Consider the following 14,962-nt stretch of genomic DNA (forward strand, 5'->3'; position numbering starts at 1 on the left):
CCGGAGGCGGCGCAGCGCGAGTGACGGGCCTGCGGGGACGCCGCGCTCACTTGGCTCCGCCGTCGTCCGGAGCAGCGGACTCGGCGGCCTTGCGTTCGACGCCCCGGCGCATCGCCTCCAGGAAGACCTTGGCCACGATGCCCAGGAAGACCAGGTCGCCGAGCATCTGCACGGCCGTCAGGGCGCGGGCCGTCTGGGACGTCGGGACGATGTCGCTGAAGCCGACCGACGTGAAGATCGTGATGGTGTAGAAGAGGGCGTCGATGTGCGTCAGCGGCTCGGAGAAGCCGGGCGGGGTGTCGTGGCTCATCAGCCGGTAGCTGGAGGCGAACACCAGCACGAAGAGCGAGACGGAGGTGCCCAGCGCCTCGACGGTGCGCATCCGGGGGGAGTGCGACTGCGTGATCGACCGCGCCTGCCACGCGACGAGCAGCCCCAGGGAGATCAGCGAGGCGCTCAGCACCGTGCCGGTCACCGCGGTGAACGACCTGTTCAAGGGGGCCGTGAAGTACACGACGAGCAGGGCCGCCGTGGTCAGCGTCGTGCGCAGGACCACCCAGGTCAAGAGCCCGAACCGGGCCCTTCGCGAGGGAGCGTTCACTCTCCGTGCATGCCCAGGACCGTCCCGTCTGATCCGTGGACCGGGCCACTCGCCCCGATGCCCGCTAGATGAGGCCCTGGGCGAGCATGGCATCGGCCACGCGCTCGAAGCCGGCGATGTTGGCGCCGACCACGTAGTCGCCCGGGGCGCCGTAGCGCTCGGCGGTCTCGTAGCAGGTGTCGTGGATGCTCGTCATGATGGCCGACAGCTCCTCCTCCACCTGGGAGAACGGCCAGGAGGCGCGGCTCGCGTTCTGCTGCATCTCCAGCGCGCTCACCGCGACGCCGCCCGCGTTGGCGGCCTTGCCGGGGCCGAACGCGACGCCCGCGTCCTGGAGGATGTGCACGGCGTCGGGCGTGGTCGGCATGTTCGCGCCCTCGGACACGGCCTTCACGCCGTTGCGGACGAGGATCGCGGCGGCCTCGGCGTCCAGCTCGTTCTGCGTCGCCGACGGGAGCGCGATGTCGGCGGGGACGTCCCACACCCGGCCGCCCGGGACGAACCGCGCGGAGGCGCCGCGCAGGTCGGCGTAGTCGGAGACGCGGCCCCGGTCGACCTCCTTGACCTGCTTGAGGAGGTCGAGGTCGATCCCCTTCTCGTCCACGACGTAGCCGCCGGAGTCGGAGACCGTGATGACGTTGGCGCCGAGCTGCTGCGCCTTCTCGATCGTGTAGATCGCGACGTTGCCGGAGCCGGACACGACGATCTGCTGGCCGTCCAGGTCCTCGCCGCGGCGGCGCAGCATCTCGGCCGTGAACATCACGTTGCCGTAGCCGGTCGCCTCCGTCCGGACGGCGGAACCGCCCCACAGCATGCCCTTGCCGGTCAGCATCCCGGCCTCCCACCGGTTCGTGACGCGGCGGTACTGGCCGAACAGGTAGCCGATCTCGCGGGCGCCGACGCCGATGTCGCCGGCCGGGACGTCGGTGTGCTCGCCGACGTGGCGCTGCAGCTCGGTCATGAACGACTGGCAGAAGCGCATGACCTCCGCGTCGGAGCGGCCGTGCGGGTCGAAGTCGCTGCCGCCCTTGCCGCCGCCGATGCCGAGCCCGGTCAGCGCGTTCTTGAAGATCTGCTCGAAACCGAGGAACTTGACGATGCCGAGGTTCACCGTGGGGTGGAAGCGGAGCCCGCCCTTGTACGGCCCGAGCGCGCCGTTGTACTCGACGCGGAAGCCGCGGTTGACGTGGATCTCCCCGTTGTCGTCCTCCCACGGGACGCGGAACATGATCTGGCGCTCCGGCTCGATCACCCGCTCCACCAGCTTGGCGGTGGCGAGCCCGGGCCGGGCGGCCAGCACCGGGCCGAGGCACTCCAAGACCTCGTGCACCGCCTGGTGGAACTCGACCTCACCCGGATCGCGGCGCAGCACGCCCGAGTAGGTCTCCTCCAGGACGGCCATGGTCTCGGGCGGGGCCGGCAGGCGTGAGGCGAGGGGCATAGCGGGGATCCTTCCTTCAGACCCCTTCACTCTAAAACCCGTTTCCGGGTGCCGGAGGAACGCCTCGCCGCGGCGACCTCGCCAAGACGGCCGCCGATCCGGCCCGCACGTGCTGTTCACAAGTTCGGGGAGGTATCGCTCCGGTGGATTAGGGCACGCTGTCGAGGCAAGGATGTGACCGAGAGTGTTCGGCCGGCCGCGCGCACGAGATCGGCGTGGTCGGTGGAGACCGTGGCGGCGGAGGGAAAGGTGCCCGACCACGGTGGAGGTCGTTACGGGGGGTTACCGATGACGCGGTGGTCATGATGGCGACGGCGGTCTACTCGTTCAGGATGTACATCGCAGGGCGCACGCCAAGGTCGCTCAGCGCGCTGGCCAACCTGCGGTTCCTGTGTGACTCCTTCGTGCCCGACCACCACGACATAGAGGTCGTCGACGTGTCAGAGCGGCCGGATCTGGCGGAGCGGGACGGTGTTCTGGCGACACCGATGGTCATCAGGACCCGGCCGCTTCCGCAGAGCCGGGTCATCGGGGACCTGTCCGATCACCGGAAGGCCGCCGACTTCCTGGGCCTGGTCGAGGTGGACCGGTCGTCTCCGGTGGAAGGGGGCAGTGATGGTCACTGAGGTTCGGCGCACCCCGACCGGGATCAGCGGCTTTGACGAGGTGGCCGTGGGCGGGTTTCCGGCCGGTCGCTCCACGCTGGTCACCGGTACCGCCGGCAGCGGGAAGACCCTGTTCGCTCTGGAGTTCCTCGCCCGGGGGATCATGAAGTACGAGGAACCCGGAGTATTCGTCACCTTCGATGAGAAGCCCGAGGACCTCCGGAGCAACGTCGCCTCCCTCGGCTTCGACATCGCGCGCTGGGAACGTGACGGCAAGTGGGTCTTCGTGGACGTCTCCGCCGTGGAGGAGGAGATGTTCTCGGTCGGCGGGTACGACCTGGGGGGCCTGATTTCGCGGGTCGAGCACGCCGTGGGCCGGGTCGGGGCCGGGCGGGTCTCGGTCGACTCGCTGGGGACGCTGCTCATCCGTTTCCAGGACCGGGAGCTGATACGCCGCGAGCTGGCCAGGCTCACCCGGATGCTGGAGTCGCTCGGGGTCACGTCGGTGCTGACCACCGAACGCGACAGCGAGTACGGCGCCCTGACCCGGCACGGCGTCGAGGAGTTCGTTCTGGACAACGTCCTGATCATTCGTAATGTCCTGCAGAACGAGAGGCGCCGCCGGACACTGGAGATCGTCAAGTTCCGCGGTACCACGCACCGCACCGGGGAGTGGCTGTTCACCATCGACCCGAAGGAGGGCCTTGTCGTCGTTCCCCTGGCGTTCCTGGCCCCGCGCGAGCAGGCGTCGCAGACGCGGGTGTCCACCGGGACTCCGGGACTGGACGAGATGGTCGGCGGCGGGATCTTCCGTGACGCGCTGGCCCTGGTGACCGGACCGCCCGGCTCCGGCAAGACGCTCATGGCCCTGCAGTTCGCCGACGCGGCGTTCCAGGCGGCCGAGCGCAGCCTGTTCTACGTCTTCGACGAGACCCGTGACCAGCTCCACCGCAGCGCCGCCGGCTGGGACATGGACCTGGACGCCATGGAATCCTCGGGGCTGCTGCGGATCACGGCCGGCTACCCGGAGGAGGCGTCGGTGGAAGATCACTTCCTGAGCGTCCGGAGGGACATCGCCGACTTCGCGCCGAGCCGGCTGATCATCGACAGCCTGTCCGCCCTGGAGCGCCGAGGAGCACCGAGGACGCTGCTGGACTTCGTGATCGCGCTGGGCGCCCTCGCGCGGGAGCACGAGATCACGACCCTGTTCACCTCCTCGACTTCGTCCGACACGTGGGCACCGGTCCCCGCGGCTTCGGCCATGGAGGTCGCCAGCATCACCGACGTGACGATCCTGCTGCGCTACGCCGAGAACGCGGCAGTGGTGCAGCGCATCGTCGCCGTGCTGCAGAGCCGCGGATCGCCCCACGATCCCGCCGTGCGCCGAGTCGACATCGACCACACCGGCATGCGTGTGGGAGGCCCCTACACCGCCGGATCCCGCCTGTTCCCCGCCCCGGACGCTCCGCCGCCCGAGCGGCGGCCGGAACGCTGAACGCGATGAGCACGGATGGGTGAGTTCGAAGGGGCTCCGGCCACGCCGGACACCGGACCGGGGTGGCCGGTCGACTTCGCGCGCGAAGCGGGGCCCACGCTGGTGTCGGCGCTGGCGGACGGGCTCGTCGCGGTCGACGACCAGGGCGTCATCCGCGTCTGCAACGCCGCGGCCGAGGTACTGCTCGGCCGTCCGGCGAGCGAGCTGATCGGCCGCCCGTTCGGACACCCGGTCGTCGCCGACCACTCCACCGAGATCGATCTGGTGCTGCCGGGCGGAGGCACCCGGGTGGTCGAGATGTGCGCCAGCGCCACGACGGTGTCGGGACAGCGCCTGCACCTGGCCTCGCTCCGCGACATCACCCTCCGGCGACGGGCGTGGGAGCGGCTCGAAGCGGAACTGGACCTCCAGGGGACGATGATCGCCGTCATGGCCCACGAGATCCGCAATCCCCTCGCCGGGATCGGCCTTCTGATAGACCTGCTCCGCGAGCCCGCGGAAGACCTCGCCGACGACGAACGGAAAAGGATCCTCGACCGGGTCGCCGATCGCATCGCCCGCCTGCAGTCACTGGCGGCCAGGCTCCTGACCACGATCAGGACCGGCGGAGAGCTCCCGCGCCCGACCCCCGAGCCGGTCCCGCTGCTGGAGATCACGCTGCAGTGCCTGGCGGACTTCGGTGAGCTGGCGCAGGACACGCACGTCTACTGCGACGCCGAGATCCAGGTGCTGGCCGACCGTGGCGAACTGGCAGAGATGCTGGTCAACTATCTGCAGAACGCCTTCCGCTACGGAGACCCGCCGATCGAGATCCGAACGACCGTCGCGGGCGACGCCGTCGAGGTCCGGGTATGCGACAGCGGGCCGGGAGTACCCGAGGAGTTCGTGCCCAGCCTGTTCGAACGCTTCACCCGCGCGGAAGGGGCCCAACGCCGCACCGACGGATCGGGGCTGGGTCTGTGGATCGTCCGGCGGCTGGCCCAGGCCAATGGCGGAGAGGCCTACTACCGGCCGGGCGAGCCCCAAGGCGCGTGCTTCTGCCTGCGCCTCCCGCGGGCAACGGGATGAAGGCGCCGGTCAGCGGCAGCCGCGGGGCGGTCAGCCGGAGTCGCGGAGCCGGTCGGCGAGGACGGCGGCCTGGCTGCGGTCGATGTCCTTTGTCGCGGTGAGCAGGGTCACGGTGCCCTGCCGGGCGAGTTCCCGCAGGTGATCGAGAGCCTCGGCCCGCTCTGGCTCGGCCAGTTCGGCGTCGTAGCGGCGGGTGAACTCCTCGAACTTGTCGGGGTCGTGCCCGTACCACTTGCGGAGGTCGGTGGAGGGGGCGACGTCCTTCTCCCACTCGTCCAGGTGCGCCTTGTCCTTCGACAGGCCCCGCGGCCACACGCGGTCGACCAGGATTCGCGTCCCGTCCTCGCCCGATGGCGGCTCGTACACCCTGCGCAGCTTTACCTCCATGGCGGCTGTATACCCGGGGTCAGGGACGACACGCACGTCCCCCTGATCCTTGGCTCACTGCGGGGTTCGCGGGTGGCCCGGCGGCGTCGCCAGGGGTGGGCGGCGGGGCCCGTCGGGGTCCGCTGGGACGGGCGCCGCCGGTGGAGACGCCCCGAGGGCGCGCTCCCCGCCGGGGACGTCGTCCAGGGCCCGGCCGCGGTCGGCGGCGGCGCGGCGGGCGAACTCGGCGGCGGCCGTCCGGCGGGCGAACTCCCCGGCGAGGGCGCGGCCGAGGACGTCGTCGTCGGGATGGTGCCTTTCCAGGTATTCGAGGGCCTCGGCCAGTTCGGCGGTGGTCAGTCGCCGCACGGGCTTCCCGGTCCAGCGCGGAAGGACGCCGAACCGTCCGGCGGACGGTGCGGCGCGGGGTTCGGTGGTCATGTGCGGGGGTCCTTTCAATTCCGGTGCGGCAAGGTTTTCCTCCGAGACCGCCGCGCCCTTGCCCGTCCGGCCGGAACAGCGGCGCGTCCCAGCGAAATACCGGTGCGCCCGTGGAAGGGGGCGCACCGGTATCTCGCGAGTCTCAGGCGTCGCTGAACGATTTGCGTTCCGCACGTCCGTTCGTGCTCGGCCCCCGTCCGTTCGTGCTCGCGGACCGGCCGTTGGTGCTCGGGGCGAGGCGGGAGGTCTTGGCGGGCGAGGGGCGCGGCGGCGCGGTCTCCACCAGGTAGTCGTGGTCGGGCGCCGGGACGGCCGGACGCTGCTCGGCGCCGGCCGCCGGGCGGGGCTCGTCGCGGGGCCGGTCCCGCAGCCGCCGGGCCGCCTGCCGGAGGGCGCGCTCGCCGACGAGCCGCGCCAGTTCCAGGCCCCAGCAGTCCAGCTTGTCGGCGTCGGTGAGGTCGTCGCGGCCGTTCAGCTCGGCCGCGAGGCCGCCGAGCCGCTGCGCCTCGGACAGGTCGAACTCGCGCATGAGGTGGCAGCACAGCTCCGCGAGGGCCGCGTGGTCGCGTTCGAACGACAGCCCGGCCAGGTCGTTGTGCGACAGCCTGCTGAGCGCGCGCTTGCGCTCCAGCTCGCCGTCGGCGAGCCGCAGGATGCCGCTGAGGAGGGCGACGGGACCGGTGCCGCCGCGGCTCTGCGCGGGGGCGAACGACATGCGCAGCACCGCCGCGGAGCCGATCCCGGCGGCGATGACCCGGACGACCATGAGGCTCGCCGGGGGCGTGGCGGGGGGCAGCCCGAACGTCCAGCCGGAGGCGGTCACCGCGATCAGCGCGACGATCGAGGCGCTGGCGTTGACGAAGACGTACAGCAGCCCGCCCGGGGAGAGCAGGGCCGCGACGGGCTTGTCGCGGTAGCGCGCGACGAGCTCGGCGAGGCCGATCGCGCCGCCGATCAGGGCGGCGAAGAGCATCTCGATGGTCATGGACTTCCCTTACGCGCTGCGGGCGGACAGCCGGCCGAACGGGGACTCCTCGGTCCTGCCGCGCCGGGACGGCAGGGGGGCGGGGCGCCGCCGGGACGCCGGCTCGCCGCGTCCGACCTCCAGGAAGACCAGCAGCCACTCGGCGGGCCCGGAGGCGGCCCCGGTGTACGTGCGCAGCGCCTGCTCGCGGGCGCCGAGAAAGGCCAGCATCCACTCGGCGGGGCCGGTCGCCCCGGTGGCTCGAATTCGTGAATCCATGCGGGAGACCATTCCGCAGCCGAAGATCGAAGTCGACTCCTTCCGGGTCAATTTTGCGGGTCCCGTCTCACACGCCGACCATTTTCCGTCATGTCGGAAACGTCGGCCGGGCAGCGCGATCTCCTTCCCGGTGGCACGGCGGACGGAAGGTTGGAACGGGCGCGAGGGTTCCTTTACAAAGAATTGCGGCAATGCGCCGGGCGACCTGCCAGCGGGAGATCCCGATTTATGCGACGGTGCCGCGCCCGCACGCCACCGAGCCGCCCCTCACGACACGCCACGGCGGCGCTGAAGATGGTCCAGGAGATCGAGAGGATCATCCCCGACTACGCGCGCCCGCCGCCGAGCCCCGTACGGGCGGGACGCCCCGTCGCGGACGGTGGTGGCGGCCGAGCGGGGGTGGCCGCCACCACCGTCAGGGACCGGCTGGATCAGCCGGTCGGGCAGGTGCCCTCGTACTGGGCGATGGTCGTGCTCGGGCTGGGTTCGGGGCAGAGGAGCTGCTCGTAGCGGGCGTCATCGTCCACGAACCGCTTCATCCATGCGATGGCGTATTTCGCGATCGTCGTGCTCGGCGCGTTGAACGTCGTGTGCCCGGCGTTCCTCAGCTCCAGGTACGCCTTCTCCGGGACGGCCGTGAGGGTGCCGTAGTACCTCTCCGCCATCGAGTCGGCCGGCGCGATGGTGTCGTTGTCCGCGCCCATGATCATGGTGGGGGCCTGGACGTTCTTCCAGTCGTAGTTCGTGTCCCACGGCGCGAGGGGGACGGCGGCCTGCAGCGACGCGCGCTTGTTCGCCGCCTCCAGCGTCCCGCCGCCGCCCATGGAGTGGCCCATGACGGCGAGGCGGGACGCGTCGATCCGGTCCTTCGCCTTGCTCTTGCCCGTCATGTAGTCCAGCGCGGCGAGGAGCTGGTCGCCGCGGGCGGCCGGGGCGTCGAGGAGGCTCCTGGTCTCCAGGGTCATGACGACGAAGCCCTGGGACGCGAGCCGGGGCCCGTACCAGTCGATCACGCTCTGCGGGGACATGAACCCGGGCGAGACGGCGATGGCGCCGAACGTCCCCTGGCTCGTGTCGGTCGGCGCGTAGATGGTGCCCCTGTTGAAGCCGGTTCCGCTGCCCGCCGGAACATCGATCTTCTCGATGGCGAACGGGCCCCGCTCCGCGGTGACGCTCGCCTCGGTCGGCGCGGGCCCGCGCTCGTAGGGGCCGGCGGCGGCAGGGGCGGCGAGGGGACGGGCGGGGAGGGCGGCGGGGCAGTGCACGGAAACGGACGGAGGGGCCACTCCCCCCGAGTGACCCCTCTCCCCCCGTACCGCCGTCGCCGTCCCGGCGCGGGCACAGGACCGGCCGCTCCCCCCGAAGCGGCTCGCGCCGGTCGTTCGGCGGATGCGAAGACCGTAGCGAGCGGTCCGCGGGCGCATCCCGGCTTTGCCCGGCCTTGTCGACGAACGGGCCGCCGCGTGCGATGAGCGGAGCACACCGCGCGTCCGGCGTGATCGGCGCCGAGGACGTCCGGGCGGAAGCCGCCGGTCAGCCTCGCCAGACGGGCAGGTGGACGGCGGAGGGGCGGTCCCGGTCGCGGAGGACCTCGAAGCGCGTGCGCCGGGACGCGACCGCCCGTCCGGCGGGCTCCGCGGTGCCGTGGTTGCGGGCGAAGCGGGGGAACGCGCCGCCCGCGAGCATCACGCGCAGGCGGTGGCCGCGCCGGAAGCGGTACGCGGTCGGGTGCATCTCGATCTCGGCGCGGACGAGACCGGTGGAGGTGATGCGCAGGATGCCGTCGGTGACGTTGCGCGAGACGCCGCCCCGGTCGACGTCGCAGAGCCGGACGAACAGGTCGCCGCGCCCGGTGCTGGTGCGCACGTGGACCGTCGCGGAGACGGGCCCGATCACGTCGAGGTCCTCGGGGAGCGGCGCACCGGTGAGGACGGCCACATCGTCGCGGCCTTCGAGGGGGGCGTTGTCGCGCTGCTTTCCCTTGCCCGGCGACAGCAGCGGGCCGCCGACGTTCGGGGTCGGGTCGAGGGGGTCGTAGGTGAACGTGGCGGGGTCCGCGTCCGGCTCGTCCCAGACGAGGCCGTGCGAAAGGTAGAGCGGCGTGGGCGTGGTCTCGGGCGGGGGCCACTGGTCGAAGTCCAGCCAGGTGTTGGCCTGTTGCAGGTGCAGCCTTACCGGCGCCCTGCGGAGTTGGGCCCTGTCTCCGTTCAGGTGGGCGTTCAGCCAGGAGACCTGGTCGTAGAGCGTCGCGCGGAGGGCTTTGGCGTCGTGCCCCCAGGGGCCGATGGTGATGCGGACCTGGCGTCCCTCCGCGCGCATGGCGGCGAAGTCCCTGAGCTGGCCGCGCAGGAAGAGGTCCCACCAGCCCGTGACCATCGTGGTGGGGGTGGTGGTCGCCGGGACGGCGGCGCTGTGGTCGGTGGCCTTCCAGAAGTCGTCGCCGGGCTCGGCATGGGCCGCGACCTCGCGCAGGAACGGTTCGGGGCGTCCGATGGCCGCGAGGTCGGCCTCCCCCACCGGCAGGTGCCGCATCGCCTGCCGGACGCGCCGGTTGTGGAACGGCCGCCTTCTCCCGTCCTGCGTGCCCATCAGCGACGACCAGACGAGGGTGTTGTGCAGGGCGAGGGCGCCGCCCGGGTAGAACGAGCTCGCGAACTCGGACGCGGTGATGCCCAGTCCCATCGCGGCCAGCGGCGGGTCCGCGTACGGCGCGACGGCCCACTGGGTGAACCCGAGGTAGCTGGCGCCGGCCATGGCGACCCGCCCGTCGCACCAGGGCTGCGCACGGAGCCACTTGAGCGTGGCCAGGCCGTCGTCCTTCTCGTCGTGGAAGGCATGGAACTCGCCGCCCGACCCGAAGACGCCGCGCACGTTCTGGACGACCACCTGGAACCCGCGGCGGACCAGGACGCCCGCGAACAGCCGGACGACGGCCTGCCGCTTGCCGTAGGGGGTGCGTATCAGCACGACGGGCAGCGGCCCCGCGCCGCGCGGACGGTAGAGGTCGGCGACGAGCACGACGCCGTCCGGCATGGGCATCCGCAGGTCCCGTGCCGCCTCGACGTGCGGGGACGGCGACTCGGGGAGGCCGAGGACGCGGTCGACGAGCCGCCCCGAAATGGTCACTGACCGATCCTTTCCGGCGATTCCGATGTTCCGCTTGTTCCCGTAGTGTGCCGGGACGAGTCCGTGTTCTAGATTGCAGGAATGATCGCAGTGCTCGACGCGGCGTCCAACCTGGGGCTCCGCCCGCCGCGCGAGGGCCACGAGCCCGGTGTGCGGCGGCTCGCCCGCGCGCTGCGCGGGCACGACATCGTCGCCCGGCTGAAGGCCGAGGACGCGGGCCGGGTGGACCCGCCGCCCTACGTGTTCGGCCCGGACCACGAGACCGGCTACCTGAACGGACCGGGCATCGCCGACTACACCGAGCGGCTCGCGGCCCGCATCGGCGAGATCCTGGACCGCGGCGACTTCCCGGTGGTGCTCGGCGGGGACTGCGGCGTCCTGCTCGGCCCCATGCTCGCGCTGCGCCGGCGCGGCGCGTACGGCCTGGCGCATCTGGACGGGCACGACGACTACTCGCCCCGGCGGGACCCGTCGGCCGTCGCCGGACGGCTGACGGCGGGCGGGGCGGCGCTCGGCCTCGCCACCGGGCGCGGCCCGGCCGCGCTCACCGGCATCGAGGGGCTCGCCCCCTACGTGCGGGAGGAGGACGTCGCGCACATCGGCGTCCAGCGGGAGCCCGAGGACTTCGAGCTGTTCGACCTGGACGCGTTCGACGCCTCGCACGTGCGGAGCTTCCCGATCGAGTACATCCGCGAACACGGCGCGGACTCGGCCGCCGAGGGGGCCCGGGCGCACCTGGAGGCCGCTCCGATCGAGGGGTTCTGGATCCACCTCGACGTCGACATCCTGGACAAGAGCGTGATGCCGGCCGTCGACTCCCCCAACCCGGATGGTCTGTCGTTCGAGGAGCTGACGTCCGTCCTGCGGACCCTGGTGGCGAGCCCGCGCGCGGTTGGGATGCACATCGCCATCTACGACCCGGAACTGGACCCGGACGGCGTGGCCGGAGCGGCCCTCACCGAGACGATCGTCGCGGCGTTCTCCTAGCCGTGTCGTCCTGGTGAGCCGTGTCGGCCAACGTCCACTTCGTCTCCAGCGAGGCGATCGACCCCGCTGAGGTCCACGAACTGGTCGTGTCGCTGGGCGGCGACCGCGACCCCCTGCATCACGTCCCGGGCGAGGCGGCCCTCACCCGGGACGGCGCCTGCGTCAACGTCTCCACGCGGGCCGTCGAGGAGGCCGAGCGGGAGCGGCCCCACGTGGCCGCCTGGGAACGGGCGCTCGGCGCCCCGGCCCGGACCCTGGTGACGATGGAGCTGGTGAGCCGGGACCACGCCCAATGGCTCGCCGCCGAGATCGTGCTGGCCTCCGCCGGCCGCTGGCACCTCGTCGTCGAGGACCTCGCGGAAGAGGCCGTCACGGTCCCGGAGTTCGAGCGGCGCCTCGCCAGGCGCCAGGGCGGCTTCTTCCTGCCGGACCGCTGGCTCGATCCCTCGCCCGCCGCGCAGCGCCGCCATCGCACGAAGGACGCCGCGCTGCTCCTGCCGGGCCGTGTCACCGCCGAGCGGTTCCTCGGGCTCGTCCGGTTGCTCGGCGGGGATCCCGCCCCGGACGACCGCACCGACGCGGTCCTCTCGCGCGGCACCGCCCGGGTATGGGTGCGCACTCAGCCGCCGGGGTTCGCGGGCGTCCCCCCGCAGGGCGTCCTGGGCGACCCGCCCTACAACGCGGTCGTCGTGGAGATCTTCGAGGCGGCCGGTTCGCAACCGCTGGCCGCCGAGCTGGTGGAGGCCGCCGCCGCGCACTGGCCGGTCCTGGTGCGGGGCTTCTCGGGGCGGCTGATGACCGTGGACGACGTGCGGGCGCGCGTCGCGGCGGGCGCGCACGACATCTTCGACCCGTGACGGGCGGTCAGACCGCGATCAGTCGTTCGTACTCGTAGAGGACGCCGGCGAACTCGCCCGTCGGCACCTCGCACGTGTGCCCGGGCAGCCACAGGTGCTCCAGCCGGACGGTCTGGACGTCGATCCTGACGTGGCAGGCGTTCCCCGTGTGCTCCCAGCCGGGGCGCGCGGCGCGGACGACTTCCAGGTGGTGGCGGTGGCTCTGCACGTCGTGGAGCAGGAACGCCGTGAGGACGTGCCGCGGCCCGTTCACCGAAGGCGTGAACGCGCCGGCGCTGGAGGCGGCGGCCGCCAGGTCGACACCGGAGTCGGCGAGTTCGGGGAAGAACACCTTGACGCGCCGGGCGACACCCCCGATCTCGATGGGCTCGCAGGGGAGCCGCAGGACGGACTCCGGGTCGACGTAGCCGTGCACAGGCACCCCGGCGACGACACCCGACCACGCCCCCGGGATCCCATTGAGGAAACGTGCCTGGGTCAGGGCGTTTCCCAGCTCGCCCATGAGGCGCTCCGGGTCGATGCCCTTCGGCATGAACGTCTTGGTGCCGCTGCGTAGGCGCGTACCCGATTCGTCCAGGACGGCGAGGTCCGCCCAGCAGGCACCGGAGCCGGTCTCCATGACGCCGTGCGGCAGGCAGGCGTCCGGGTGGGGAGTCAGGCCGGCCAGATCCTCCAGCACGGTGCGAGGGGTCTGGACGAGGCCCCATCCCTGCGTCCGCTGGGAGACCGAGCCGAGGGCGAGGGAGGCGGCCATGGGCTCGCCGCTGCCCGGGCGGCCGAGGTCGCGTTCCACGCTGCGGCGGCTCTTGAGCGCGCCGACCTGCTGGAGGTACTCGTCCAGGCACCGCCGCAGGACGGCCGGATCGAGGTCGCAGGACGCCCATCCGCCGACGTCCCGCACGTGCACGGTCGTCCCGTCGAAGTCGAGGCGGTGGTAGCGGTACTCCTCCTGCCAGGGCCGGGCCGCGCCGTCGCTCAGCCGCCCCTGGGCGCGCGCTATCGCCGAGACGTCCTCGCCCAGGTCGTTGATGAGAAAGTCGCGCAGCGGGGCGTGCAGGGGATCGGTCTCCACCGCCACCCGGACCCCATCGCTGCGGAACCGCACCGGAAGCGACATCGCCATTCGCGTGATTATGCCTATAAGCGAAGATCATCACCGGTATGGCGGAATGTTCGTTCCGATCAGACGGGTTCGTCCGCCATGTACGGGGGCGCGGGCTCATACTGGATGTAGCGGCGAACCGCTCGCGCGTGGTCGCGGCCGTGGATGCGTCCGACCAGCCAGAGGGCCATGTCGATCCCGGCGGACACGCCCTGGCTCGTGACGAGGCCGCCGTCCACGACATAGCGCGCGTCACGGATGACCGTGACGTCGCCCTTGGCCTCCAGAACGTCCTCGGAGGCCCAGTGAGTCGCGACCCTGCGCCCCCTGGCCGGGCCTGCGGCATGCAGCAGGATCGACCCGGTGCACACGCTCGTCACCCAATCGGCCTGTTCGGCGACCTTCGCAATCCAGCCGGTGACGGCCGGGTTGTTCGGCTGCGTCACCCTAGCGCCGCGCCCACCGGGAACCAGGAGGACGTCCAGCTTCGGGTGGTCGTCCAAGGTGTGGTCCGGCACGACCCTCATGCCCTTGTTGCAGCGGACGGGATCCGTCCCCTCGGCTACCAGGACCGCCCTGTCGCCTTGCTCGCGCAACATCGCCGACGCCGTGAACACCTCCCACGGGCCCACGAAGTCCAGCTCCTCGGCCTCCTCGAACACCAGCAGCCCATACGTGGTCATGCGTACTCCCTCGTGCCTCTGAACCGGTCCCGGTAGTCCGACGGCGCGACGCCGACGTGCCTGTGGAACGCCCTGCGCAGCGTCTCGCCCGTCCCGAAGCCCAGCCGCCGCGCCAGCGCCTCGACCGGCTCGTCCCCCTCCGCCAGCGCCCGCCTGGCGGCCTCGATCCGGACGCGCTCCACGTACGCGGCGGGCGGGACGCCCAGCTCGGCGGTGAACCTGCGCTGCAGATGCCGCTCGCTGAGGCCGGAGCGCTCGGCCAGGTCGGCGATGGTGTGCCGCGCTCCCGGATCGGCCTGGACGGACGACACCGCCGCGCGCACCGGGTCCGTCGCGGGCTGCGCCGACCACAGCGGCACGCTGAACTGCGACTGGCTGCCCGGCCGCCGCAGGAACATCACCAGCTCCCGCGCCACCGCGTGCGCGACGTCGCGCCCGTGGTCGTCCTCCACGAGGGCCAGCGCCAGGTCCATCCCCGCCGTGACACCGGCGGACGTCCAGACGTGCCCGTCGCGGACGAAGATCGGATCGCAGTCCACGGCCAGCCCGGGATGCTCCGCGCGGACTTGCTCCTCGCGGGCCCAGTGCGTCGTGACGCGCCGGCCGTCCAGGACCCCGGTCTCGGCGAGCAGCAGCGCGCCGCTGCACACCGACGCGACCCGCCGCGCCGTCCGCGCCACGCGCGCGACCCAGCCGACGAGCTCCGCGTCGCCTCGCGCGTCGTCGACCCCGGCGCCGCCCGCCACGACCAGCGTGTCGATGCCCTCGGGCGCCAGGCCCGTGTCGAAGGGAGCGTGGACGCGGAGCCCGCCGGACGCCGTCACCGGCCCCACGCGCGGGCCGACCACCAGGCACTCGTACCGGCCGGTGGTCTCGAACACCTCGTGCGGGCCGGTCAGGTCCAGGATCTGGAAACCGTCATAGATCACGAACACGACGCGCATGCG

Annotated in this window: 16 protein-coding genes; 5 read left to right on the forward strand and 11 right to left on the reverse strand. The window is 72.2% G+C overall.

Translation table 11 applies throughout. The features are described from left to right. Positions 1–46: 46 nt before the first annotated feature. Together AB0C21_RS06925 and gdhA are read right to left on the reverse strand one after the other, a co-directional pair. Complete coding sequence (locus AB0C21_RS06925; RefSeq protein WP_235036903.1) at positions 47–556, reverse strand: potassium channel family protein; 510 nt, start codon at positions 554–556, stop codon at positions 47–49. Positions 557–665: 109 nt separating this feature from the next. Next, positions 666–2,003 (reverse strand): NADP-specific glutamate dehydrogenase, encoded by a 1,338-nt coding sequence (gene gdhA, locus AB0C21_RS06930; RefSeq protein ID WP_500203316.1) that lies wholly within the window; start codon positions 2,001–2,003, stop codon positions 666–668. 344 nt (positions 2,004–2,347) lie between these two features. On the opposite strand from gdhA, the gene AB0C21_RS06935 reads away from it, so the two are divergent. Genes AB0C21_RS06935 through AB0C21_RS06945 form a run of 3 tightly spaced genes read left to right on the forward strand, consistent with a single transcriptional unit; the run spans position 2,348 to position 5,210 of the window. Next, complete coding sequence (locus AB0C21_RS06935; RefSeq protein ID WP_500203103.1) at positions 2,348–2,668, forward strand: circadian clock KaiB family protein; 321 nt, start codon at positions 2,348–2,350, stop codon at positions 2,666–2,668. Next, positions 2,658–4,142 carry a circadian clock protein KaiC gene (kaiC, locus tag AB0C21_RS06940; protein ID WP_500203104.1) on the forward strand — a complete coding sequence of 495 codons (1,485 nt, stop codon included), beginning with the start codon at positions 2,658–2,660 and terminating at the stop codon, positions 4,140–4,142. The genes AB0C21_RS06935 and kaiC overlap by 11 nt, the downstream gene beginning before the upstream one ends. Before the next feature lie 15 nt (positions 4,143–4,157). Further along, complete coding sequence (locus tag AB0C21_RS06945; protein ID WP_500203105.1) at positions 4,158–5,210, forward strand: sensor histidine kinase; 1,053 nt, start codon at positions 4,158–4,160, stop codon at positions 5,208–5,210. A 30-nt stretch (positions 5,211–5,240) separates the two neighbouring features. Here AB0C21_RS06945 and AB0C21_RS06950 read toward each other — a convergent pair whose 3' ends face one another. The 6 genes from AB0C21_RS06950 to AB0C21_RS06975 form a co-directional block, all read right to left on the reverse strand. After that, positions 5,241–5,597 (reverse strand): DUF488 domain-containing protein, encoded by a 357-nt coding sequence (locus tag AB0C21_RS06950; protein WP_500203106.1) that lies wholly within the window; start codon positions 5,595–5,597, stop codon positions 5,241–5,243. A 54-nt stretch (positions 5,598–5,651) separates the two neighbouring features. Next, positions 5,652–6,017, reverse strand: a complete 366-nt coding sequence (locus tag AB0C21_RS06955) for a hypothetical protein (RefSeq protein ID WP_500203107.1) — start codon at positions 6,015–6,017, stop codon at positions 5,652–5,654. 142 nt (positions 6,018–6,159) lie between these two features. After that, the gene (locus tag AB0C21_RS06960) at positions 6,160–7,002 is read right to left on the reverse strand and encodes a hypothetical protein (protein WP_500203108.1); all 843 of its coding nucleotides are present in this window, start codon (positions 7,000–7,002) and stop codon (positions 6,160–6,162) included. Positions 7,003–7,011: 9 nt separating this feature from the next. Continuing rightward, positions 7,012–7,260 carry a hypothetical protein gene (locus AB0C21_RS06965; RefSeq protein WP_149259981.1) on the reverse strand — a complete coding sequence of 83 codons (249 nt, stop codon included), beginning with the start codon at positions 7,258–7,260 and terminating at the stop codon, positions 7,012–7,014. Between the two features lie 431 nt (positions 7,261–7,691). Next, positions 7,692–8,525, reverse strand: a complete 834-nt coding sequence (locus AB0C21_RS06970) for a dienelactone hydrolase family protein (protein WP_500203109.1) — start codon at positions 8,523–8,525, stop codon at positions 7,692–7,694. A gap of 268 nt (positions 8,526–8,793) precedes the next feature. Next, on the reverse strand, positions 8,794–10,386 hold the full coding sequence (locus tag AB0C21_RS06975) for a CocE/NonD family hydrolase (RefSeq protein WP_500203110.1): 1,593 nt from the start codon (positions 10,384–10,386) through the stop codon (positions 8,794–8,796). An 81-nt stretch (positions 10,387–10,467) separates the two neighbouring features. Here AB0C21_RS06975 and AB0C21_RS06980 point away from each other — a divergent pair, with 81 nt between their 5' ends. Then, the gene (locus AB0C21_RS06980; RefSeq protein WP_500203111.1) at positions 10,468–11,373 is read left to right on the forward strand and encodes an arginase family protein; all 906 of its coding nucleotides are present in this window, start codon (positions 10,468–10,470) and stop codon (positions 11,371–11,373) included. A gap of 20 nt (positions 11,374–11,393) precedes the next feature. Continuing rightward, the gene (locus AB0C21_RS06985; RefSeq protein ID WP_500203112.1) at positions 11,394–12,230 is read left to right on the forward strand and encodes a hypothetical protein; all 837 of its coding nucleotides are present in this window, start codon (positions 11,394–11,396) and stop codon (positions 12,228–12,230) included. Positions 12,231–12,237: 7 nt separating this feature from the next. On the opposite strand, the gene AB0C21_RS06990 is transcribed toward AB0C21_RS06985, so the two are convergent. Genes AB0C21_RS06990 through AB0C21_RS07000 form a run of 3 tightly spaced genes read right to left on the reverse strand, consistent with a single transcriptional unit; the run spans position 12,238 to position 14,959 of the window. After that, entirely contained in the window at positions 12,238–13,353 is a 1,116-nt protein-coding gene (locus tag AB0C21_RS06990) for a hypothetical protein (RefSeq protein ID WP_500203113.1), read from the reverse strand. 59 nt (positions 13,354–13,412) lie between these two features. Continuing rightward, on the reverse strand, positions 13,413–14,015 hold the full coding sequence (locus AB0C21_RS06995; protein ID WP_500203114.1) for a DJ-1/PfpI family protein: 603 nt from the start codon (positions 14,013–14,015) through the stop codon (positions 13,413–13,415). After that, positions 14,012–14,959 carry a GlxA family transcriptional regulator gene (locus AB0C21_RS07000; RefSeq protein ID WP_500203115.1) on the reverse strand — a complete coding sequence of 316 codons (948 nt, stop codon included), beginning with the start codon at positions 14,957–14,959 and terminating at the stop codon, positions 14,012–14,014. Before AB0C21_RS07000 ends, AB0C21_RS06995 begins: the two co-directional genes overlap by 4 nt. Positions 14,960–14,962 lie beyond the last annotated feature (3 nt).

The sequence above is a fragment of the Spirillospora sp. NPDC049024 genome, from assembly GCF_040649235.1.
In the GTDB taxonomy this organism is placed as follows: Bacteria; Actinomycetota; Actinomycetes; order Streptosporangiales; family Streptosporangiaceae; genus Spirillospora.

What these genes read in the sequence shown, in the direction of transcription:
- gdhA (WP_500203316.1), bottom strand. Translation starts at nt 2,003, where the DNA reads ATGGCCGTCCTGGAGGAGACCTACTCGGGCGTGCTGCGCCGCGATCCG.
- AB0C21_RS06935 (WP_500203103.1), top strand. Translation starts at nt 2,348, where the DNA reads ATGGCGACGGCGGTCTACTCGTTCAGGATGTACATCGCAGGGCGCACG.
- kaiC (WP_500203104.1), top strand. Translation starts at nt 2,658, where the DNA reads ATGGTCACTGAGGTTCGGCGCACCCCGACCGGGATCAGCGGCTTTGAC.
- AB0C21_RS06945 (WP_500203105.1), top strand. Translation starts at nt 4,158, where the DNA reads ATGGGTGAGTTCGAAGGGGCTCCGGCCACGCCGGACACCGGACCGGGG.
- AB0C21_RS06950 (WP_500203106.1), bottom strand. Translation starts at nt 5,597, where the DNA reads ATGGAGGTAAAGCTGCGCAGGGTGTACGAGCCGCCATCGGGCGAGGAC.
- AB0C21_RS06955 (WP_500203107.1), bottom strand. Translation starts at nt 6,017, where the DNA reads ATGACCACCGAACCCCGCGCCGCACCGTCCGCCGGACGGTTCGGCGTC.
- AB0C21_RS06960 (WP_500203108.1), bottom strand. Translation starts at nt 7,002, where the DNA reads ATGACCATCGAGATGCTCTTCGCCGCCCTGATCGGCGGCGCGATCGGC.
- AB0C21_RS06965 (WP_149259981.1), bottom strand. Translation starts at nt 7,260, where the DNA reads ATGGATTCACGAATTCGAGCCACCGGGGCGACCGGCCCCGCCGAGTGG.
- AB0C21_RS06980 (WP_500203111.1), top strand. Translation starts at nt 10,468, where the DNA reads ATGATCGCAGTGCTCGACGCGGCGTCCAACCTGGGGCTCCGCCCGCCG.
- AB0C21_RS06990 (WP_500203113.1), bottom strand. Translation starts at nt 13,353, where the DNA reads ATGGCGATGTCGCTTCCGGTGCGGTTCCGCAGCGATGGGGTCCGGGTG.
- AB0C21_RS06995 (WP_500203114.1), bottom strand. Translation starts at nt 14,015, where the DNA reads ATGACCACGTATGGGCTGCTGGTGTTCGAGGAGGCCGAGGAGCTGGAC.
- AB0C21_RS07000 (WP_500203115.1), bottom strand. Translation starts at nt 14,959, where the DNA reads ATGCGCGTCGTGTTCGTGATCTATGACGGTTTCCAGATCCTGGACCTG.